This is a genomic window from Vibrio nitrifigilis, from assembly GCF_015686695.1.
In the GTDB taxonomy this organism is placed as follows: Bacteria; Pseudomonadota; Gammaproteobacteria; order Enterobacterales; family Vibrionaceae; genus Vibrio; species Vibrio nitrifigilis.
This window is the reverse complement of sequence record NZ_JADPMR010000003.1, coordinates 33,220-56,001: the sequence shown is the minus strand read 5'-3', so window position 1 is coordinate 56,001 and position 22,782 is coordinate 33,220. Positions and strand designations below refer to the sequence as shown.

Sequence of the window (22,782 nt, the reverse complement as noted above, 5' to 3'; positions counted from 1 at the left end):
AGAGTATGACTTCTCCTATTAATCAATTAGAGAAAAAGCTTGGCTACACATTTCAAAATAGTGAGCTGATCAACTTGGCGCTGACACATCGCAGCGCCAACGGAAAACATAACGAACGTCTTGAGTTTCTGGGCGATTCAATTTTAAGTTTTGTCGTCGCTGATGATTTATATCATCGTTTTCCTAAAGTAAACGAAGGTGACATGAGCCGCATGCGTGCAACATTGGTTCGTGGTAACACATTAGCGGAGCTAGGCCGTGAATTCGGTTTAGGAGATTACTTAAAATTAGGTCCAGGCGAGTTGAAAAGTGGCGGTTACCGTCGTGATTCAATCTTGGCCGATGCTGTAGAAGCGATTATCGGGGCGATTTATTTAGACAGCGATATTGAAGTGGTGCGTGGCATCATTTTAAGTTGGTATAAGTCACGTCTGGAGTCGATTCAGCCTGGTGTTTCACAGAAAGATCCTAAGACTCGTTTACAAGAGTTTTTGCAAGGAAGAAGAAAACCACTTCCGGTCTATACTGTAACTAACATCAAAGGTGAAGCACACAATCAGGAATTCACTGTATCGTGTGAAGTGGCAGGCGTTGGAGAGCCTGTTATTGGTAAAGGCACCAGTCGACGCAAGGCAGAGCAAGCGGCTGCGGAAACGGCTTTAGAGCAACTAACGAATGTCTGAAAAAGAATTTGATATCGATGCGTTTTTCGAATCGAAACCACAACTAACCTCGGCACCAGAAAACCAACATTGTGGTTTTGTGGCGATCGTTGGCCGCCCTAACGTAGGTAAATCGACGCTGCTGAATAACCTTCTCGGCCAGAAAATTTCGATTACGTCGCGTAAACCTCAAACCACTCGCCACCGTATTATGGGCGTAGATACTGAAGGTGACTATCAAGCGATCTATGTGGATACTCCAGGGTTACACATTGAAGAAAAGCGTGCGATTAACCGTTTAATGAACCGTGCTGCAAGCAGTTCATTAAGTGACGTGAATTTAGTGCTTTTCCTCGTCGATGGTACACATTGGACTGCTGATGATGAAATGGTGTTCACCAAATTACAGAAAGCGAATTTTCCAATCGTGCTGTGTGTGAACAAAGTGGATAATGTCAAAGATAAAAATGATGTCATGTTGCACATGATGGAGCTGTCTAAACGTTATAACTTCGTGGATGTAGTACCGATTTCTGCAAAACATGGTAAGAATATTGAGGTGTTGCGTAAACATGTTCGTGATCACTTACCTAAGGCAGTTCATCACTTCCCTGAAGAGTATGTGACAGACCGTTCTCAACGCTTTATGGCATCAGAAATCATTCGTGAAAAGCTCATGCGTTTCACTGGTGAAGAACTGCCTTATTCGGTTACCGTTGAAATTGAACGTTTCGATTACAACCCGGATACCGATGGATTCCATATTAACGCTTTGATCCTTGTTGAACGTAGTGGTCAGAAGAAAATGGTGATCGGTACCAAAGGTGAAAAAATTAAAACCATTGGTCGTGAAGCTCGCTTAGATATGGAAGATTTATTTGGCCGTAAGGTCTACTTGGAAACTTGGGTTAAAGTGAAGTCTGGTTGGGCTGATGATGAACGTGCCTTACGTTCTCTTGGTTACATCGACGATCTGTAATTCCTCTCCAATCGTATTCAGCGCTCAGCATTGAGCGCTGACATCTCCTTACCGTCATAATGGGTATTACCCCAACCTTTACTTGGATTTTGGAATGAGCCTTGACGGTCTACAGCGATGTTTTGTTCTGCATCGACGTCCCTATAGTGAATCTAGCCTAATTCTTGATGTATTTAGTGAAGAATACGGGCGGATGAGTATTATGGCCAAAGGCGCTCGCGGAAAAAGATCGAACCTCAAAGGTCTATTACAGCCTTTTACTCCTCTGTTAATAAAATGGTTTGGTAAAGGTTCAATGAAAACCTTACGCCAAGCTGAGCCTATTAGCTTAGGGATTCCCCTTAGCGGTATCATGCTTTATTCGGCTATGTACGTAAACGAACTGGTAGATAGAATCCTCGCACCAGAGATTCCCTATCCAGAGTTATTTCATGATTATTTGCAAGTTCTCTCAGAGCTCGCCCAGTCCGATAATCCTGAGCCAGCATTGCGCCGCTTCGAATTGGCATTATTATCGTCTATTGGTTATGGGGTAGATTTCTTACATTGTGCGGGGACTGGGGAACCGGTTGATCCAAATATGACTTATCGATACCGTGAACAAAAAGGCTTTATTGCATCAGTTAGACGGGATAATCTGACGTTCATGGGCGATGAGTTGATCGCTATCAGTGAGCGACGTTTTACAACGAAAGCGCAGCTACAAGCTGCAAAACGTTTTACCCGAATCGCATTAAAGCCATATCTTGGCAGTAAACCCTTAAAGAGCAGAGAATTGTTTCGACAAACAATACTACCTAGAGCACGGAGTACAGGAAAATGAGCTCAATTTTGTTAGGTGTGAATATTGATCATATTGCAACGTTACGTAATGCACGTGGAACTAAATATCCAGATCCTGTGCATGCTGCAGAAATAGCAGAGCGTGCTGGTGCTGATGGTATTACGATTCACTTGCGTGAAGATCGTCGCCACATTAAAGATCGTGACGTTAGAATTTTGCGTGAAACATTACAAACACGAATGAATCTTGAGATGGCAGTGACTGATGAAATGGTTGAGATTGCGTTGCAAACTAAGCCGGAATACGTTTGTTTAGTGCCTGAAAAGCGTGAAGAATTGACCACTGAAGGTGGCCTTGATGTTTTGGGACAATTAGAAAAAGTGAAAGCGGCGACAGGTAAACTGACTGCTGCTGGGATTCGTGTGTCACTGTTTATTGATGCTGACCGTGAGCAAATTGATGCAGCCAAAGCTTGTGGCGCTCCGTTTGTTGAACTTCATACTGGTCACTACGCCGATGCGGAAACAGAAGATGAACAGCAAGCTGAATTGAAAAAAATTGCTGCTGCAGCGAGTTATGCTGCTGATCTTGGTATTATGGTTAACGCTGGTCATGGTTTGACGTACCACAACGTTGCTGCGATTGCCAAAATACCAGAAGTGTATGAATTGAACATCGGCCACTCTATCATGGGTCGCGCAATGTTTGATGGCTTAGATAAAGCCGTGGTAGACATGAAAACGGTAATGATTGAGGCACGTCGTCCTTCACTATGATTATTGGCCTAGGAACAGATATTTCAGAAATTGCTCGTATTGAAAAAGCATTGGATAGGACGGGGGCTTCTTTTGCTCGTCGTATTTTAACTGAATCTGAAATAGAGGCTTTTTCTCAACATAAGCAACCAGCTCGATTCTTAGCCAAGCGTTTTGCTACGAAAGAAGCCGCAGCAAAAGCATTAGGAACGGGTATCGCTCAAGGCGTTTCGTTTCAGGATTTTACGGTAACCCATGATGAGTTGGGAAAACCGTTACTTTCTGTTTCTGGCATGGCATTAACGCTCGCTAAACAAAAAGGTATCCGCAGTTTTCATCTGTCTATTTCAGACGAAAGAAATTATGCGGTAGCAACAGTGATCGCTGAGTCGTAACTGAGTTTAGTGATATATAGAAAGGGCGTCCTACGACGCCCTTTCTTGTTTTTATGTAAAAGTAAGTAATTACTAACTGTCTAGTAACGCTTTGGCAGCATTTTCAACTTTTTCCATTTCATCTTGTAGCTCAAATAGTTCCGGCTCAACTTCGCTAATACTGGCTCCAGAACGTAACGCTTGTTCTAGAGTCGCACACACTTTTTTCAACCTTGGAACACCACTGTATGAGCAACTCCCATGCATTTTATGGACATGGTGTAGGAGATCTTCTGCAGGATAATCATCATCAGCAAGAGCTTCTTCAATTACCTGATTCACTTGAGGAATATAGTCGATCAGCATTTTTAGCATGTCTCGTGCTAAGTCAGGTTTATTGGCCGATTGACGTAATGCCAGTCCCCAATCAATCACCCCATTACTGGTTTTTACTGTGCTTGAGTCAGCAATATCGTTGTCATTTGTACTGTCTTCAGCTGGTGGAGCAATAGCCAGTTTTTGTACTTTGTCGGTATTTATATTGGGATTCCAATGGACTAGAACTTGTTGAAGAATGTGTTCCTCAATGGGTTTAGTCAGGTAATCATCCATCCCGGCTTTGAGTAAACGGTCGCGCTCACCACTCATCGCATGTGCGGTCACTGCGACAACAGGAGTGTGACTGTTAAGCGCTGACTTTTTGATTTCTTGACAAGCGGTTACCCCATCCATATGTGGCATTTGAATATCCATAAATATGATGTCGAACTTACGCTGCTCGGATTCTTTTACAGCATCTAACCCATTTTTACAGCTGATGACACTTTCTACCCGTTCTTGAAGTAGGGCGGTAATCAATTTTAGGTTAGCTGGATTGTCATCCACTGCCATCACTGTCAGCGGAATACGATCGGAGTTGGGTAGCACTTCGATTGGCTCGATGATTTTTGGCTGATGACTGTTGAGCATCTGCAGCAGCTTTTTACGCGACAGTGGTTTAGTAATGCACTGGACGGGATAGGTCTGCACTAAGTGGTCTGCCAGCGCCAGTTCTGTACTTGGAATACCGATAACAACATTAGAGGATAGGCTCAAAGCCGTGTGGATACTTTCCTCTACGGCTTGCATATCCACTTCTTTAGTCGGTGAGAAATTGAGTAACACAAAATCGTATGGTGTTGATTCTGTGGGCAAGGTCGAGCGATAGGTGACTTTCATACCCGCGTTCACTAGGAATTGCTGAACGATAGATGCCGCTTGCATATTAGGTTCGATCAAGAGTAACTGTTTGTTCTCCAATGAATCGAGTTCCAATAAGCTTTCACTCATTGGTAAGTCAGTCGTATGCAGGCTTAAGGTAAACCAGAAGGTCGAACCTTGGTGTAAGCGACTGGTTAAACTGATTTCTCCCCCCATCTGGCTAACCAGTTTTTGGGTGATAACCAGCCCAAGTCCAGTGCCTCCGTAACGCCGAGAAATACTCGCATCCGCTTGACTAAATGCTTGGAATAGCTGAGCTTGCTGACGTTCAGAAATACCGATACCGGTATCACGAACCATAAATTGCAGTTCAATGCTATCTTCACGTTGTGAGCGCATTTCTACGCTAATGTCGATGTTTCCGCGTTCGGTAAATTTAATCGAGTTCCCCATTAAGTTAGTGAGAATTTGTTGAATACGTAATGGGTCACCGACGACTCCTGCCGGTATTTTCGAGTCTACTTGTAAGGTAATCTCTAGGCCTTTTTCATGGGCACTGGTGGCTTGCAGGTTGATGACTTCTTCTAAGGTATCTTGGAATTCAAACGGAATGTTTTCTAGGGCTAATTTGCCGGCTTCCAATTTAGAAAAGTCTAAGATGTCATTGATGATGTTTAGTAGATTATTAGCCGATTTTTCAATGGTTTGTAGATAATCTTTCTGGCTGTTTGTCAGCTGTGTTTTGAGCATTTGCCGAGTAAAGCCGATCACCCCGTTAAGTGGTGTACGTAACTCATGCGACATATTGGCTAAGAATTCAGATTTAACCCTTGCCGCCTCTTGAGCGCGTTTCTTCGCAATGTCTAATTCGACGTTTTGGATTTCCAGCTGTTCTAGTGTTTCCCGCAAATCAGAGGTGGCTTGGTCAATACTATGCTGCATTTCAACGTGGTATTCGGACAAAGACATCGCCATGGCGTTGATGCCTTTTTTCAAATCATCTAATTCACCATGCATGACACCTTCAATCCGCACATCTAAATGCCCACGTCTAATCCGATCGACAACATCTTTCATGTGTGTGATTGGTTTGGTGACATCGTGCATTAAGCGGAATGCAAAAATACCTGAGAGGATTAACCCCATAATGAGAACTAAACAGGCAGAAAAGATTTCTTGGTATTGCTGCAGCCGCAGTGATGTCAGGTCAAGTTCAATGGACACATAGCCCAGTACTGGAGCATTAGTGGCATTCCAATTCCCCTCGACCAATTGGCTCTCCGCTAAAATAGGTGTGCGCAGAATGAGCGTATTCTCATCTAATTGAGAGCTACTGAGCGGAGGGATCGGTTTGTCCTTTGGATACATCATCTCCTCGAAGTTGGGGTGAAAGTTCGAAGTGACAAACAACTGATTGTTCGCATCGAATACCGCGATACTGCGAACGAATTTAGAATTTTTGCGATGCGCATAACTGATGATACGGCGAACAGATTCTCGGCTGTCGTTACGTAATGCGTCTTCACTCGCGATAGCGAGCGGTTCAATGATATTGGCGCCTGAGTTGATGACTTGATTTTCAAGGTCGTGATAACGGTTGAATGAAAACAGTGCACTAAGTAGTAACCCTATGATTAAGGTTGGTGCGAGAGTCAGTGTGATAACGCGAGCGCGTAAGCCATATCTGGATCGGGTCATTATTGTCTAAACATTATGGTGTGGATATGGGAAAATAACCGACAATTTGTTTGCCAAAGTTATCCGATAAGTCGTTAGCTTAATCAACTCAACCTCTTTCGACAATCTTCACGAAGCAGAATAGTGATACTTGGGCAAAAACGATAACGATTTAGGCAGTGAGCATGGCACGTTTTTTCCAACCAAAAAAGAATACTTCGATAAATAAAAAGCATCAGGTCGTGAGCATCGATAAACTCGATCACCACGGTGCAGGCATTGCCTTTGTGAATAAAAAGCCAGTTTTCATCGATGGTGCATTACCTGGCGAACAAGTACTGATGCAATTAACGGAAAGTAAAAGTAAGTTTGCTCGCGCCCAGTTAATTAAAGTGCAGCAAGCGAGTGAGCAGCGAGTTGATCCATTTTGTCCTCATTATGGTGAGTGTGGTGGCTGTGACATGCAGCATTTAGATAGGCAAGCTCAGTTATATTACAAGCAGCAGACGTTGTCTCAGTTGATGACCAAGTTTGCGGGCGAGTCTTTGGAATTATCGGCGCCTATTTTCGGTGAGGATAAAGCTTATCGTCGCCGTGCTCGCGTGAGTTTATGGTGGGATAAAAAAAGCCAGCAGCTTAACTTTGGCTTTCGCCAAAAGCAGAGTAAGCGCATTGTGAATGTGACGGATTGCCCGGTGCTTGAATCCGATTTAAACCAGCACCTCAAACCATTGCATGAATTACTGGCGAAATTTGAACGTCCTGACATGTTAGGGCATGTGGAGTTAGTTAAAGGGGCGAATACGACGGTATTACTCCTGCGTCATTTAGCACCACTTGCGGCGCAAGATCTCACCAAATTGCGCACTTATGCAGAGAAAGCCCAATTGGCGTTATATTTAATACCAGAAAGTAATGAATTAATACAAGAGCTTGGCGATGAGCCATATTATGATGATTGCCAGATGAAGGTGCCTTTTTTGCCAACGAATTTTATTCAGGTAAACCAAGGTATCAATCAGCAAATGGTTGCTCAGGCATTAGATTGGCTCGAAGTAAGCGAACAAGATCGTGTTTTAGACTTATTTTGTGGGCTAGGTAACTTTAGCTTACCGCTTGCGAAACAAGCTGCTGAGGTAGTGGGTGTTGAAGGTGTTGACGAGATGGTCTTGAAAGCAACAGAGAATGCCCAAATAAATCAGATGCATAACATCGCTTTCTATCAGGCCAATTTAGAAGAAGATATGACTACTCAGCCTTGGGCTCGTAAGCAATTTGATAAAATATTGCTCGACCCAGCAAGAGCAGGAGCGGCCGGTATTATAGACCAATTAGGCGCTTTTTCTGCGCGCAAAGTGGTGTATGTATCATGTAATCCTGCTACGCTTGCTCGGGACAGTCAAAGTTTGTTGCGTCAGGGGTATGAATTGGTCCGGTTGGGAATGCTAGATATGTTTCCTCATACCAGTCATCTAGAATCCATGGCGTTATTTATTAAAAAGTAATGATTACTTGGAAAAAAGCGCAAGTGAGCTGAACTTTAATTTTTTTAGCTGTGTCAAACAGCAGAGACAAAGACATTTAGGACGATATCAATGGTTGCGGTACGGAGCGCACACTTAAATCCCGATCAACAATTTGAGCTGAAATCTTGGATTGATAGCTTAAATTTAGAGCCCAGAGCCGCGGCAAAACTGACGGAAGTATACCGTCAGTGTGAAGAACTGCTTGAAGGAAATCCTCAAGCTGCGATGTTGCTATGGCGCGGGCGAGAAATGATTGAAATTCTCATCACTCTCTCGATGGATAAAGCGACGCTTGTGGCCGCCTTGCTTTTACCTATAGCGACCAGTGGCTTACTGGATATGGAAGAGCTGGAAGAGGGGTATGGCAAGGAAATCATAAAACTGATCAATGGCGTTGAAGAAATGGCGGCTATTGGTCAGTTGAATGTCACTTTGCATGGCAGCGAAGCGTCTGCTCAAGTTGATAATGTGCGCCGTATGTTACTGGCTATGGTGGATGACTTCCGTTGTGTGGTTATCAAGCTCGCTGAACGAATTTGTAACTTACGTGAAGTGAAAAATCAGCCGGATGAAGTCCGCCGTTCTGCAGCAAAAGAGTGCGCGAATATCTATGCACCATTGGCAAACCGTTTAGGGATCGGTCAGTTAAAATGGGAAATTGAAGATTACGCTTTCCGTTATCAACAACCCGATACCTATAAGCAAATTGCTAAGCAGTTATCTGAACGCCGTATTGTTCGTGAGCAATATATTAAAGATTTCGTCGACGATTTACGTCAAGAAATGAAAGCTTCCAATATCAAAGCGGAGGTGAGTGGGCGTCCCAAGCACATTTACAGTATTTGGCGCAAAATGCAGAAGAAAAATCTGGCATTTGATGAGCTTTTTGATGTACGAGCAGTACGTATCATTGCAGACCAGTTGCAAGATTGTTATGCCGCATTAGGCGTCGTTCACACTAAGTACAAGCATTTACCAAGTGAATTTGATGACTATGTCGCGAACCCTAAACCCAATGGTTATCAGTCGATACATACCGTTATTTTAGGTCCAGAAGGCAAAACTATTGAAATTCAGATTCGGACTAAGCAAATGCACGAAGAGTCTGAATTAGGTGTTGCTGCGCACTGGAAGTACAAGGAAGGAAGTTCAGCTGGACGTAGCGGCTATGATGAGAAAATCACTTGGCTGCGTAAACTGCTCGATTGGCAAGAAGAAATGTCCGATTCAGGCGAAATGCTGGACGAACTGCGTAGTCAGGTATTTGATGATCGTGTCTATGCCTTTACGCCACGTGGTGATGTGGTCGATCTACCGATGGGCTCAACACCGCTTGATTTTGCTTACCACATTCACTCAGAAGTAGGACACCGCTGTATTGGGGCGAAAGTAGGTGGTCGGATTGTGCCATTTACACATAAGTTGCAAATGGGCGATCAGGTAGAGATTATCACCTCGAAAGAACCCAACCCATCACGTGATTGGCTGAATCCATCATTAGGATTTGTTCATTCCGGCCGTGCTCGTGCGAAGATTAACGCATGGTTCCGTAAACAGAGCCGTGAAAAGAACTTAGAAGCTGGGCGTGAAATTCTAGAAACTGAATTAGCCAAAATCGGTGCAACACTAAAAGATGCTGAGCAATACGCACTAAAACGGTTTAACGTTAATTCGTCGGATGAATTGTTCGTAGGTATTGGTAGTGGTGATTTGCGTATTAACCAAATCATTAATCATATTAATGCCTTAGTGAATAAACCGTCTGCAGAAGAGGAAGATAAACTTGCTCTAGAAAAACTGCAGCAAGAAGAGAGTAAGCCAGCTCAAACGACCACAACATATAAAGACGCTGTGGTAGTGGAAGGTGTCGATAACTTAATGACTCACCTTGCTCGTTGTTGTCAGCCAATTCCAGGCGATGACATTTGTGGCTATATTACGCAAGGACGAGGTATTTCGGTTCACCGTAGCGATTGTGAGCAGTTAGCTGAGTTGCGTCATCATGCTCCAGAACGGATTATCCAAACCGTTTGGGGGCGTGGTTTTGTCGGTTCTTATTTGTTGACTTTGCGCGTTGAAGCGATGGAGCGTGGTGGCTTGCTTAAAGATGTCACTACTTTGCTGGCGAATGAAAAAGTGAAAGTAACGAGTATGAAGAGCCGCAGCGACTTCAAACGCCAAATGACGGTGATGGATTTTGAATTAGAGGTCAACAGTGTTGAAGTGTTTGAGAGAGTGACCAAACGCATCGAACAAATTAAAGATGTTATGCAGGTAAAACGACTCGGTTAAACCGTTGTGGTGTGATGCATGATTTATAACGAGGAGGTAGCCCTGTTTACCGCCTCGTTTTTATTTTTATGGAGGAGTGATATGTCACAGTCTATCGAAGAATTGCAAAAAATTATGGCGCAACTGCGAGATCCACAAAATGGTTGTCCCTGGGATAAAGAACAGACATTCAGCTCGATCATTCCTCATACGATTGAAGAAACTTATGAAGTCGTAGATGCCATCCATAATCAGGATTGGCCTAACTTGCAAGAAGAGCTAGGCGACCTATTATTTCAAGTAATCTTTTATAGCCAAATTGCCAAAGAGAAAGGATTGTTCGATTTCAATCAAGTGGTAGAAGGGGTGAATGAGAAATTGATTCGTCGTCATCCGCATGTGTTTGGTGATGAACAATTTACGACTCAAGAACAGCTAGACGCTAACTGGAATGAACAAAAGAAAAAAGAAAAACAGGCATTAGGCAAGCAAGAGAGCAGTATTTTAGATTCAGTGCCTACGTCACTACCCGCTCTGTCACGCGCCAATAAAATCCAAAAGAAATGCAGTAAGGTGGGTTTTGATTGGGGAACGCTAGGTCCAGTTGTTGATAAAGTGCGCGAAGAAATCGATGAAGTGGTCGAGGAAGCTGTGCAAGTGGACATTAATGAACAGCGAGTGGAAGAAGAACTCGGTGATTTATTGTTTGCAACTGTGAACTTGGTCAGACATTTAGGAAAAGATCCTGAAGTGGCATTGGCCAAAGCAAACCAAAAATTCGTACGTCGCTTCAAAGGTGTTGAGAAGCACGTAAAAAATGCGCGCAAGCAGCTCCAGGACTGCGCTTTAGAAGAATTAGATTCCTATTGGGAACTGGTCAAGAAGGCCGAAAAATAACCCGTTTTTCGGGACGATTTCGCTTCATTGATAACGATGCGGTTTTTATTGCGTTAATACAGTTTGATTTGAAGCAAAAAATAAAAAACTGAGTGTGATAGATTTCACGTTGTGGCGATAAATGGGTTCTGGTATTATTTCGTCCCGTCCAGAAGAAATCCATTTCCCTCATTCAACCAATTTCAGGTTAAACATGACGACAAACTATATTTTTGTTACTGGCGGGGTTGTATCCTCTCTAGGTAAAGGTATTGCAGCAGCATCATTAGCAGCGATCTTAGAAGCTCGTGGTCTTAAAGTGACCATTATGAAGCTTGACCCATACATCAACGTTGACCCAGGCACAATGAGCCCAACTCAACACGGTGAAGTATTCGTTACGGAAGATGGTGCGGAAACTGACCTAGACCTTGGTCACTACGAGCGTTTTATTCGTACTAAGATGACTAAGCGTAACAACTTCACTGCGGGTCGTGTTTACGCAGACGTTCTTCGTAAAGAACGCCGTGGCGACTATCTAGGTGCCACTATTCAGGTTGTCCCTCACATTACTAATTCGATCAAAGACCGCGTAATTGCTGGTGCTGAAGGCTATGACGTTGCTCTAGTTGAGATCGGTGGTACTGTTGGTGACATCGAATCACAGCCATTCATCGAAGCAATTCGTCAATTAGCGATCGAAGTAGGCCGTGAACGTACTCTATTCTGTCACTTGACTCTAGTTCCTTATCTAGCAGCAGCTGGTGAAGTGAAAACTAAACCGACTCAACACTCTGTTAAAGAGTTGCTATCTGTTGGTATCCAGCCTGACGTACTGATTTGTCGTAGTGATCGCGTTATTCCTGCTAACGAACGTAAGAAAATTGCGTTGTTCTGTAACGTAGCAGAAAAAGCGGTTATCTCGATGAAAGACGTAGATTCTATCTACAAGATTCCTCAATTGATCAAGTCTCAAGGTCTTGATGATCTTGTTTGTACTCGTTTTGGTATCGACGCACCAGAAGCGGATCTTTCTGAGTGGGAACAAGTTATCTACGAAGAAGCGAACCCAACCGGTGAAGTGACTATTGGTATGGTAGGTAAATATGTTGAATTACCAGACGCATACAAATCAGTAAACGAAGCATTAAAACACGCTGGTCTGAAAAACCGTTTAAGCGTGAACATTCAGTACGTTGATTCTCAAGATATCGAAAGCAAAGGTACCGAACTATTAGAGGGACTTGATGCAATCTTAGTTCCAGGTGGTTTCGGCGATCGTGGTATTGAGGGTAAAATCCGTGCTGCACAATATGCTCGTGAAAATAACATCCCATACCTTGGCATCTGTTTAGGTATGCAGGTTGCACTGATTGAATACGCACGTAACGTTGTGGGTATGGAAGGTGCACATTCAACAGAATTTAACAAAGACACCAAATTCCCTGTGGTAGGATTGATCACAGAATGGGTCGATGAAGAAGGCAACGTTGAAGAGCGTAGCGAAAAATCGGATCTTGGTGGTACTATGCGTCTAGGTTCTCAGCTTTGTCACCTTCAAGGTGATTCTAAAGTTCGTGACCTATATGGCAATGACACAATTCATGAGCGTCACCGTCACCGTTATGAAGTGAACAATGTATTACGTCCACAACTTGAAAAAGCGGGCTTAAAAGTTTCTGGTTTGTCTGCAGATAAGAAACTAGTTGAAGTGATCGAGAACCCTGCACACCCATGGTTTGTTGCAGCGCAGTTCCACCCAGAGTTCACATCAACTCCTCGCGATGGCCATCCTCTGTTCGCTGGTTTTGTTAAAGCGGCAGGCCAATTTCAACGCGGTGAATTGAAGTAAAAAGGATACGGAGGTATCGGAGCCTTGTTCGGGTACCTCCTAGTTTTTGACATTTAAATTCAATGAGAGGAAACATTAATGTCTAAGATCGTTAAAGTTCTAGGTCGTGAAATCATCGACTCACGTGGTAACCCAACTGTTGAAGCTGAAGTTCATCTAGAAGGTGGTTTCGTAGGTATGGCTGCTGCACCATCTGGCGCTTCTACAGGTTCTCGTGAAGCTCTTGAGTTACGTGACGGCGACAAATCTCGTTTCCTAGGTAAAGGCGTTCTTAAAGCTCTATCTGCTGTAAACGGCCAAATCGCTGAAGCACTAGTAGGTAAAGACGCTAAAGACCAAGCTGCAATCGACCAAATCATGATCGACCTTGACGGTACTGAAAACAAATCAAACTTCGGTGCTAACGCTATCCTAGCTGTATCTCTAGCTAACGCTAAAGCAGCTGCAGCAGCTAAAGGCATGCCTCTATACGAACACATCGCTGAACTAAACGGCACTCCTGGTGTATTCTCAATGCCTCTACCAATGATGAACATCCTTAACGGTGGTGAGCACGCAGACAACAACGTTGATATCCAAGAATTCATGATTCAACCAGTTGGCGCTAAATCACTAAAAGAAGCTGTTCGCATGGGTTCTGAAGTATTCCACAACCTAGCTAAAGTTCTTAAAGGTAAAGGCATGAACACTGCTGTTGGTGATGAAGGTGGTTTCGCTCCTAACCTTGAATCTAACGCTGCTGCTCTAGCTGCAATCAAAGACGCTGTTGCTGCTGCAGGTTACGAACTAGGTAAAGACATCACTCTTGCTATGGACTGTGCTGCATCTGAGTTCTACGACAAAGAAGCAGGAAACTACAACCTTAAAGGCGAAGGCAAAATCTTCACTTCTGAAGAGTTTAACCACTACCTAGAAGGTCTAACTAACGAATACCCAATCGTTTCTATCGAAGACGGTCTAGACGAATCTGACTGGGAAGGTTTCAAACACCAAACTGAACTTCTTGGCGACAAAATCCAACTTGTTGGTGACGATCTATTCGTAACTAACACTAAGATTCTTAAAGAAGGTATTGATAAAGGTATCGTTAACTCTATCCTTATCAAATTCAACCAAATCGGTTCTCTAACTGAAACTCTAGCTGCTATCAAGATGGCTAAAGACGCTGGTTACACTGCAGTTATCTCTCACCGTTCTGGCGAAACTGAAGATGCAACTATCGCTGACCTAGCTGTTGGTACTGCTGCTGGTCAAATCAAAACTGGTTCTATGAGCCGTTCTGACCGTGTTGCTAAATACAACCAACTTATCCGTATCGAAGAAGCACTAGGTGAACGTGCTCCTTTCAACGGTCTTAAAGAAGTGAAAGGCCAAGCTTAATTTTTAGCTTGCTTTGAACATAAAAAGCGCCTCGACGGAGGCGTTTTTTTATGTCTGAAGATTATCCGATACGAAGGGATTCACTCTAAATATTCTTGTTTAAATTGTGCAACCGCTCTAACTCGACGGCGATTTTGTTCTTCGCTGATCTCTTTGCCATTAAATCCATCTTTAATCACATCTTGTGCATTGATTTGTGCTGCCACATTAAATGCTTCTGTTACATACTCTGCAACAGCGTAGTCCAATTGTTCAAACCCTAAACGCCCCTTGTGATCTGCAGCGCAGCACAATAGTAGTTGTTCGAGTCGTTGCGGTTGACGCCATAACTTAAGTTTATTGAATATTTTTACCAGAGTGGCTGGCTTGAGTTGCAAAGCGTTATGGATATTGGTGTGCTGTTCACAGACATCGACAGCTAAGTCACGAAACTCATTGGGTACCCGAACACGTTCACACAGAGCTTTAACGATTTTAACGCCCGTGTGGCAATGTAGCTTATGGCTTGGCCACTCTTCTTTTGGTGTAACACCTTTGCCAAGATCATGAACTTGAGCAGCAAAACGAACGATAGGGGAAGGGGTTAATTGCGCGGCTTGTTCTGCCACCATTAGTGTATGGATGCCAGTATCAATTTCCGGATGCCATTTTTCAGGTTGTGGAACACCAAATAAAACGGCTAATTCGGGCAAGACCACTTCTAATGCACCGCAGTTTTGTAGTATTTCGAGAAACTTATGTGGTGTTGGTGTTGTCAGAGATTTGTGCCATTCTTGCCATACTCGCTCAGGCGTGAGGTGATTTAATTCTCCTGATTGGGCAATATGGCGCATTAAGTCCAATGTTTCGTCTGCGACAGTGAAACCAAGGTGATGAAGTTTAGCTGCAAAGCGTGCCACTCTTAATACTCGGAGAGGATCTTCGGTAAAGGCAGTAGAAACATGGCGTAACTTACGGTGTTTGATATCGTCAGCACCGTGGTAGGGATCAATCAAGTTTCCTTGGGGATCTTGAGCTATAGCATTGATCGTAAGGTCGCGTCGCATAAGATCATCTTCAATCGTGACGTCCTTTGCAAAGTAGCAATCAAAGCCGGTATAACCGACACCGGTTTTTTTTTTCGGTGCGGGCTAGGGCATATTCTTCTTTTGTTTTTGGGTGAAGAAAAACAGGAAAATCTTTCCCGACCGACTGATATCCTGCGTTCAACATCTCTTCTGGAGTGCTGCCGACGACGACCCAGTCGTTGTCGTGGACTGGAATATTAAGCAGTTGATCGCGGACTGCGCCGCCGACTAGATAGACTTGCACCGAAAGAACCCTTATTACATTTGGATAAACATCGACAGTAATGATACTTTGCTGTCAGTTGTATTGGTAGAGAAGCGCACATGTATCAGGAATTTTTTGGCTTTAATGAATTACCCTTTTCAATTGTGCCAAACTCACGTTTTCTATTTTTAAGTCAACGCCATAAAGAGGCGATGACCTATCTTCAATCTGGATTAGGTGATGGCGGCGGTTTTGCCATGCTCACGGGAGAAGTGGGGACCGGCAAAACGACTGTAGCAAAGGCGATGATCGCTCAGTTACCTGAATCTACGATAGCGGGATTTATTCTGAATCCCACATTTTCTGAACGAGAGTTATTAGAGAGCATTTGTGATGAGTTTTCGGTCGAGTATCGGGAACAAGCATCACTTAAACAGCTCAGTAAAGCGCTACAGGATTACTTGATTAGCCAAGATAAACAGGGCAAGCAAGTGTTACTTGTGATTGATGAAGCGCAGCATTTGGCTCCTGATGTGTTAGAGCAACTTCGGTTGTTGACTAACTTAGAAACTGAGCAACGTAAGTTATTAAAAGTATTGTTAGTTGGACAACCTGAATTACAGCAAAAGTTGCAATTACCGCAGTTACGCCAATTAGCACAACGCATCACTGCGCGGTATCATATTTTGCCGCTGAACCCACAAGAAGTCGCGCAATACATTCGTTTCCGTCTCGAAAAAGCTGGGGGAAGTCCTGATTTATTTCCAGCGAGTGCTTGCCGTTGGATTGCTAAACACACTCATAGCATTCCGCGTTTGATCAATTTGGTTTGTGATGCTGCCTTGAAGTCGGCGTATCAATCTAGTGAGACTCATGTTTCTTTTGATAACGTGAAGCAAGCGACGGCACAAATCATGAGTTTTCAGTCCACCATTTATCAAGATACAGCTTCGCCTATGAGTTCCGCCGTTTGGCTTAAACCAGCGACGAACTTTATTTTGGGTGGAGTTTGTTCAGTTGCTCTTTGGTTATGTTGGCCGCTTATTGCTCAGCCGATACTCGATCAGCGTATGCCATTACCTAGTTTACCTACGCCAATTACCCATCAGGTTATTCCAGCGCCGGTTAAGAAGGCGCTGGAACAATCGAGTGACCGTGAACAAGCGATGAATACTCTATTTTCAGTGTGGGGTTATCAAGCTAGCGTGGCGGATATGATGTGTCAGAATGATCATCCTTCCCAACTACAATGCTCATCCGCTAGTGGTGATTGGGCTCAGTTAGCAAAACGCAACTTACCTGTTGTGCTTGAACTTGATATGAATGGCATGAAACGTTATGCGGTTCTATACCACTTAAACGGACAGCAAGCCGATCTTCTCTTAGAAGGTCAACGCTATCAACTTGCGACCCAATGGTTAGAGCCTTACTGGAAAGGTCAGTATTTTATCGCGTGGCACCATCAATTTACCCGAACCTTAAAACTCGGCATGCAGGGCCAAGATGTAAGAATGCTCAATCATAAACTGGCTGGACTATTGAAAGTGCCTGACGTAGACAGCACCGAGTTTGATCAGGCTTTACAGAAAAAAGTGGCTCTGTTTCAGAACTGGCAGAAAATGACGGAAGATGGTGTGGCTGGAGAGCGGACCCTGCAGAAAATTGAAATGATGAGTCAACATAATGCTCCTCAGCTTAAGGAGAGTCGTCATGAAAAGTAATCAATGCTCGGCATGGATTATAAGAGGTGCCTTTATGGTGCCTGTAATCGCTACTGTCATAGGATTATCGCTAACAACATACAATGAGCGAGTTAAAGAGATAAAGGCTCGCTTAGAGGCTCCTGCGGCGATTAAATCGGTAGAGGCGAATTATCACCAAGATGATTACCCTGATTTTACACCGCTAAAATCAACATTGATTAGTGTAGAGGGTCAGCAAGATAAACAGCCCGTCAATAGTCACATTATTGCCCCGAGCGCTGATGTGTTAGCTGCTGAGCAGCAACCAGTATCCGTTACAACGGATGACCAGCAAGCAGAAGAACAGAAAAAAGACGATCAAGACGCGGAAGATGCACTTAAAAATCTCGACTTAAGTCAGCTTTCTGCATCGATGCAGTCAAAAGTTCAAGCGGCATTAAAAAGTGAAAAAGAAGATGAAACACGGGCCAGCGAAGATGAAGATGCGATGGATTTACGTCGTCATGCGCTTGAATATAAAGGCGTATTGCCGCCACTTGATTTTCAAACACATGTCTTCACAACAGATGTCCCGCGGCGTTGGGTAAAAATTAACGGAGTAGAGTATCATCAAGGCGATAAGATTTTAGTGGATGCGACCCTAGTTGAGATTAAGCCGAAAAGTACCATTATTCGCTTCCGCGGTGACTTAATAGAAATTCCAGCTCTATACGATTGGAAAGGTTAACACTGCAGTGTTTAATGATAATAAAATGCCGCTCAATAGAGCGGCATTTGTCATTATTATTGGAGAGTTAAAGGAGATTAAGCCCAACCAGAAGGTTTACGTTTACGACGTGGAACGATATGTGGAAGAACTAATCCGAAGATCAGACCAATACCTGCAACACCACCGCCATACATAAAGTATTTCAGTAGTAGATCTTCTTTTTGAGTATCTAAACGTGCACGAAGTTTACGAACTTCTGATTGTGATTCAGTTAATTGCTTACTGATATCACCATAATTTTTCTCGAGCTCAGAGATTTGTTTATTACGTACTTCCAGAGCTTCTTGTAGCCCCGCTTTTTCTTCGTCAGCAGATTTACTTGCAGTAGCAAGTTTTGCTTTGACGCTGGACAGCTCTTTTTCGAGCTGTGGTAGACGAATCGCTCGGCTAACTTCTTGTGTCACGTAACGACTTTCGACCCAGCCTGTACGTCCTTTTTCATCAACAACTTTGCTGAATCCTGTGTCTTTATTTTCTTCGACTAAATTGACCTTTTCACCCGCATTGACACTACCAATAATCCGGTACTCATTAGTTGGACCTGAGTGCATGTAAGTAAAAAGTTCATCTGAAATATAACGGTTCTGGGCGAACACCGGAGCCGCTATTAAAGAAAATAGCACCATGCAGAGCAGTTTTTTCACAGTAAATCCCTTAGCTTTAGATTTGAGCTTAGTTAGTGTTTTCTCTTACGATGAACTGATAGTAAAAATTTTCCGCCTTTGGTGCAACAAAGAAGGGAGGCAAAGCCTCCCTTTAATTCGTTTTTGAGTCAATAATTACACTTCACTAACAGTGTATTGACGCTATTGACTATGAAAACGCCGCTTGAATTCCATAGAAGAAAACCACGGCAAGCACTGCGCCAGCAGGTAAAGTGATAACCCAAGATGCCACAATGTTGCGTACAACACCTAAGTTTAGTGCTGCAATACCGCGTGCAAAACCTACACCTAGAACGGCACCCACAAGTGTTTGTGTGGTTGAAATAGGTAGGCCAGTACCTGAAGCTAATACAACGGTACATGCTGTTGCAAGCTGAGCTGCGAAACCACGGCTTGGTGTTAATTCAGTGATGCCAGTACCAACAGTCGCCATCACTTTATGACCTAGTGTTGCTAGGCCAACAACGATACCAACACCGCCAAGAGGTAAAATCCACCATGCAATTTCACTTTTCGCGCCAATAACACCCATGCTGTTTACGGTTGCAACTACGGCAGACAATGGACCAATCGCGTTAGCAACGTCGTTTGAACCATGAGCAAATGCCATTGCACATGCGGTGATAACCATGAGCACACTGAAAATGCTCTCAACGCCATTAAAGCCTTGGTTGTTATCGCGATTAGAGAAACGTTTTGAAATATAGATATAACCACCGACCATCACGACAGCCGATACAGCAATTGCCCATATCCAAGCTTCGGTGCTAGTTAAGTGTAGGCCAACGTGAGCGAGGCCTTTTTTGATGGTGACAAGTGCAATTACCATGGTGGTAATAAACATGTACACAGGGACAAAACGTTTGGCGTTTAAAAGCGGGTTTTCGGTATCGAAAATAAGTCGCTGAGCGCTGACGAAAATAAGATAAGCGAAGAAACCTGCGATAATTGGGGTTACAATCCAACTACCCACAATGCCTTTTACTGAGCCCCAGTCGACGGCATTGGTTCCAACAGAAATACATGCGAAACCGATGATCGCACCGATGATTGAGTGCGTAGTTGAAACCGGCCAGCCCATGTAAGATGCAACGAGTAGCCAAGTACCTGCTGCAAGTAGTGATGACAACATACCATAAATCAGCACGTCAGGATGCGCAGTAAATAGAGAGGTTTCAATCACCCCTTTACGAATGGTGTCAGTTACTTCACCGCCAGCTAGATAAGCGCCAGCGAATTCAAAGATCATTGCGATTACAATCGCTTGTTTAACGGTTAGTGCTTTGGAACCTACTGAGGTCCCCATAGCATTGGCAACATCGTTTGCACCAATACCTATAGCCATTAAAAGGCCAAAAGCGCCAGCGACGAGAATCAGGACAGTGCCGTAGTTCGCAAGGATATCCATCGTAATACCTAGTTGTTGATAACAAGCGGAGTCATAAACTGTGTTTTTTGGACACGCGTCTAGCCCGTTGGCGAAGTTTCACTCTGCGCCTAACATGGGCTGGAACTAAATTACTGACTCTTTGTTATTGGGTTAACTTTTATCTTTATGAGCGTGACAGCATGACTTCCAGACGAGCGCCTACACGCTGAGCCTGGTCGGCAATACCACCTACCCATTCAAAAATCTTATATAAGAAAACGACATCAATTGGGTTCAATTCACTTTCCAATGCCATCAGTTTCTGACGTAACTGGATCTGCATATTGTCGGTGTCATCTTCGATAACATCCAATTGATTGATCATTTCTGCCACTAAAGTAACTTCACGACCTTTAAAGCCGGCTTCTAGCAGTTCGTCGAGCTCGTTAATAACATGTTGAGCTTGAACCGCTGCGTCTAAGCAACGTCTCACATAAGCTATAAAGTGATCTTGAATGGATTCAGGAATGATTAGTTGACGACCGTAAACGCGGCCGGAAATGTCTTTCGCAAGGTTGGCTAGTTTGTCTTGTTGTGTCAGCAATTCCAACATGTCAGTTCGATCAACTGGCATGAATAAACCGCGTGGCAGTTTAAGACGAATTTCTCGTTTCAACACATCAGCTTCTTTCTCTAAATGAGAAATCTGTGCGCGAACTTCAGCTGCTTTTTCCCAATCCCCTTTGTTACATACTTCAAAGAAGTTAACTAGGTGAGAGCAACATTCATTTACACAAACGACATGTCGTTGCAAAGGCTTTATTGGGGACTTTGCAAATAACCCCATTATTGTATTTACTGGCATGGTCATTCAACCTAATTGCTATAACCTAAATTAAACATATGCCATTTTATGGCGAAATGTTGAGCGTTGGCTATAAAGGCGCGCATGTTAACCCATTCGAGCGCGCATTAAAATAGTTTTAGATCATCAAAAGCGCGATATTTCTCTCTTGCTCCAGTGTCGAATAGGCAATATCCTGTGGTCATCTACTTCGAAAGGTATAATTATGGAAACCGAGATAGAACTGAAGTTTTTTGTTTCTCCTGAATTTTCAGAGGTTTTGCTGAAAAAAATTGCTGAAACTAAAGTGCTTCAGCACAGTTGTCGTGAATTAGGGAATACTTATTTTGACACCGCCGATAACTGGTTACGTAAGCATGATATTGGCTTACGTATTCGCCGCTTTGATGATGTTTATGTTCAAACCGTAAAAACCTCGGGTCGCGTAGTTGCTGGGTTGCATTCAAGACCGGAATACAATGCTGAGCATCACAGTAATCAACCTGATTTAACGCTTCATCCTGAAGAAATTTGGCCCGAAGGCAAGCCAGCTTTCGAGCTTCAACAAGAATTAGTCCCATTGTTCGAAACCGATTTTAACCGTGAAACATGGTTAATTGCGATGCCTGATGGCAGTCAAATCGAAGTGGCTTTCGATGTCGGGATAGTCAAATCTGGAGAGTTAGAAGATCCCATATGCGAAGTAGAATTGGAGCTCAAATCGGGCCAAACAGAAGCCCTGTTTACCCTAGCTCGTCAACTGAGTGATCAAGGTGGTATGCGCTTAGGCAACTTAAGTAAGGCCGCTCGTGGTTATCGTTTGGCTCAGGGGTATCAAGGTGATCAGGTTGCTAAGCTAGACCTCGTGGATATCAGTTATTCCGATACCGTTGAAACATGCTTGGTGAAATGTCTAGAGCATGCCTTGTCACACTGGCATCGTCATGAGCAAATATACATTGAGCAAGAGTCGATACCAGCACTCAATGAAATTCGTAGTGCCGTTTGCTTTATTCGTCAGATTTTAACTGTTTACAACGGGATTCTTCCGCGCCGTGCGAGTGCTATTTTACGCCAAGAGCTGAAATGGCTTGAAGATGAATTACAGTGGTTAAGAGATCAGGACTACCTAGAAGATTTGCTCGATGATAAAGGCTATGCTTTACGTAAGTTAGACGCACGTAAATTTTTAGTCTCTGAGCTAAAAGACGTTCAGGATTCATTACCTGATCGCAACGAGATGATTCGTTTGATCCATTCCGCACGTTATACGGCGTTGTTGCTCGATTTAAGCCGTTGGATTTTAACGCGTGGCTGGCAGCCATTTTTAGATGATAAAGCACGCGAGAAAATGGCTTTTGGTATTCGTGATTTTGCTATTAAACAACTGGATCGGTCTTGGGCTGAGTTGTTAGAAGTGTTTCCTCCAGAAAAAGTATTAACAGGTCAAGAGTATATTGATCAGCAGTATCGACTAATGCGGAATTTGTACACTGGGATCTGTTTTGCCACTTTGTATCAGCAGGATGATTGTCAATCGTTCCGCTTACCATGGGCTGATTTGTTACATGGTATTGATGATCTATTGATGTTAAAACCGTTAGAAAACTTAGTATTTAAACTGGAAGGTGACGAAAAAGAGCAGCTTGAGCGCTGGCTGATTCGTCAAGAGAATTCCATTCTTCATGCGATGGAGCAGACTCGATTAATTGGTTTTGATGCTGAACCATATTGGCGAGACTAGTTATCTAGGTTATTGATTTGTAAAATAAGGAGTCTTGTCGACTCCTTATTTATTTCATTTTATATTGGATTGATATCACA

General features: G+C 43.5%; 17 protein-coding genes and 1 pseudogene. 13 read left to right on the top strand and 5 right to left on the bottom strand.

Translation table 11 applies throughout. The features are described 5' to 3' along the window. The first annotated feature begins 5 nt into the window (after window positions 1-5). From rnc to acpS, 5 genes are all read left to right on the top strand, one after another. Window positions 6-683: a ribonuclease III gene (gene rnc / locus I1A42_RS14115; RefSeq protein ID WP_161153807.1), complete on the top strand. Its 678-nt coding sequence runs from the start codon at window positions 6-8 to the stop codon at window positions 681-683. After that, a complete protein-coding gene (gene era, locus I1A42_RS14110; RefSeq protein WP_196123868.1) occupies window positions 676-1,641 on the top strand; it encodes a GTPase Era in 966 nt (321 codons plus the stop codon). The genes rnc and era overlap by 8 nt, the downstream gene beginning before the upstream one ends. Before the next feature lie 94 nt (window positions 1,642-1,735). Further along, window positions 1,736-2,464 (top strand): DNA repair protein RecO, encoded by a 729-nt coding sequence (gene recO / locus I1A42_RS14105; RefSeq protein ID WP_161153809.1) that lies wholly within the window; start codon window positions 1,736-1,738, stop codon window positions 2,462-2,464. Further along, window positions 2,461-3,201 carry a pyridoxine 5'-phosphate synthase gene (gene pdxJ, locus I1A42_RS14100; RefSeq protein WP_196123867.1) on the top strand — a complete coding sequence of 247 codons (741 nt, stop codon included), beginning with the start codon at window positions 2,461-2,463 and terminating at the stop codon, window positions 3,199-3,201. Before recO ends, pdxJ begins: the two co-directional genes overlap by 4 nt. Further along, entirely contained in the window at window positions 3,198-3,575 is a 378-nt protein-coding gene (gene acpS, locus I1A42_RS14095) for a holo-ACP synthase (RefSeq protein ID WP_161153811.1), read from the top strand. The genes pdxJ and acpS overlap by 4 nt, the downstream gene beginning before the upstream one ends. Window positions 3,576-3,647: 72 nt before the next feature. Here the strand turns inward: acpS and barA are convergent, their stop codons facing one another. Then, window positions 3,648-6,452, bottom strand: a complete 2,805-nt coding sequence (barA, locus tag I1A42_RS14090; protein WP_196123866.1) for a two-component sensor histidine kinase BarA — start codon at window positions 6,450-6,452, stop codon at window positions 3,648-3,650. 164 nt (window positions 6,453-6,616) lie between these two features. Here barA and rlmD point away from each other — a divergent pair, with 164 nt between their 5' ends. From rlmD to eno, 5 genes are all read left to right on the top strand, one after another. After that, window positions 6,617-7,936, top strand: coding sequence for a 23S rRNA (uracil(1939)-C(5))-methyltransferase RlmD (rlmD, locus tag I1A42_RS14085; protein ID WP_196123865.1), 1,320 nt, complete (start codon window positions 6,617-6,619; stop codon window positions 7,934-7,936). A 90-nt stretch (window positions 7,937-8,026) separates the two neighbouring features. Further along, window positions 8,027-10,249: a GTP diphosphokinase gene (gene relA / locus I1A42_RS14080; RefSeq protein ID WP_161153814.1), complete on the top strand. Its 2,223-nt coding sequence runs from the start codon at window positions 8,027-8,029 to the stop codon at window positions 10,247-10,249. 81 nt (window positions 10,250-10,330) lie between these two features. Continuing rightward, window positions 10,331-11,125, top strand: coding sequence for a nucleoside triphosphate pyrophosphohydrolase (gene mazG / locus I1A42_RS14075; protein ID WP_196123864.1), 795 nt, complete (start codon window positions 10,331-10,333; stop codon window positions 11,123-11,125). A gap of 193 nt (window positions 11,126-11,318) precedes the next feature. Further along, complete coding sequence (locus I1A42_RS14070; RefSeq protein WP_161153816.1) at window positions 11,319-12,956, top strand: CTP synthase; 1,638 nt, start codon at window positions 11,319-11,321, stop codon at window positions 12,954-12,956. A 78-nt stretch (window positions 12,957-13,034) separates the two neighbouring features. Continuing rightward, complete coding sequence (eno, locus tag I1A42_RS14065) at window positions 13,035-14,336, top strand: phosphopyruvate hydratase (RefSeq protein WP_196123863.1); 1,302 nt, start codon at window positions 13,035-13,037, stop codon at window positions 14,334-14,336. An 80-nt stretch (window positions 14,337-14,416) separates the two neighbouring features. Here eno and I1A42_RS14060 read toward each other — a convergent pair. Further along, window positions 14,417-15,647 (bottom strand): annotated as a pseudogene (locus I1A42_RS14060) (multifunctional CCA addition/repair protein). A gap of 80 nt (window positions 15,648-15,727) precedes the next feature. On the opposite strand from I1A42_RS14060, the gene I1A42_RS14055 reads away from it, so the two are divergent. Together I1A42_RS14055 and I1A42_RS14050 are read left to right on the top strand one after the other, a co-directional pair. Further along, complete coding sequence (locus I1A42_RS14055; protein ID WP_196123862.1) at window positions 15,728-17,329, top strand: AAA family ATPase; 1,602 nt, start codon at window positions 15,728-15,730, stop codon at window positions 17,327-17,329. Then, complete coding sequence (locus I1A42_RS14050) at window positions 17,319-18,038, top strand: general secretion pathway protein GspB (protein WP_196123861.1); 720 nt, start codon at window positions 17,319-17,321, stop codon at window positions 18,036-18,038. Before I1A42_RS14055 ends, I1A42_RS14050 begins: the two co-directional genes overlap by 11 nt. A gap of 77 nt (window positions 18,039-18,115) precedes the next feature. On the opposite strand, the gene I1A42_RS14045 is transcribed toward I1A42_RS14050, so the two are convergent. The 3 genes from I1A42_RS14045 to I1A42_RS14035 form a co-directional block, all read right to left on the bottom strand. Further along, the gene (locus tag I1A42_RS14045) at window positions 18,116-18,724 is read right to left on the bottom strand and encodes a TIGR04211 family SH3 domain-containing protein (RefSeq protein ID WP_161153821.1); all 609 of its coding nucleotides are present in this window, start codon (window positions 18,722-18,724) and stop codon (window positions 18,116-18,118) included. A gap of 169 nt (window positions 18,725-18,893) precedes the next feature. Further along, window positions 18,894-20,153 carry an inorganic phosphate transporter gene (locus I1A42_RS14040; RefSeq protein WP_161153822.1) on the bottom strand — a complete coding sequence of 420 codons (1,260 nt, stop codon included), beginning with the start codon at window positions 20,151-20,153 and terminating at the stop codon, window positions 18,894-18,896. Between the two features lie 145 nt (window positions 20,154-20,298). Next, complete coding sequence (locus I1A42_RS14035) at window positions 20,299-20,979, bottom strand: TIGR00153 family protein (RefSeq protein ID WP_161153823.1); 681 nt, start codon at window positions 20,977-20,979, stop codon at window positions 20,299-20,301. A 205-nt stretch (window positions 20,980-21,184) separates the two neighbouring features. Here I1A42_RS14035 and I1A42_RS14030 point away from each other — a divergent pair, with 205 nt between their 5' ends. After that, entirely contained in the window at window positions 21,185-22,702 is a 1,518-nt protein-coding gene (locus tag I1A42_RS14030; protein ID WP_196123860.1) for a CYTH and CHAD domain-containing protein, read from the top strand. The last annotated feature ends 80 nt before the right edge of the window (window positions 22,703-22,782 follow it).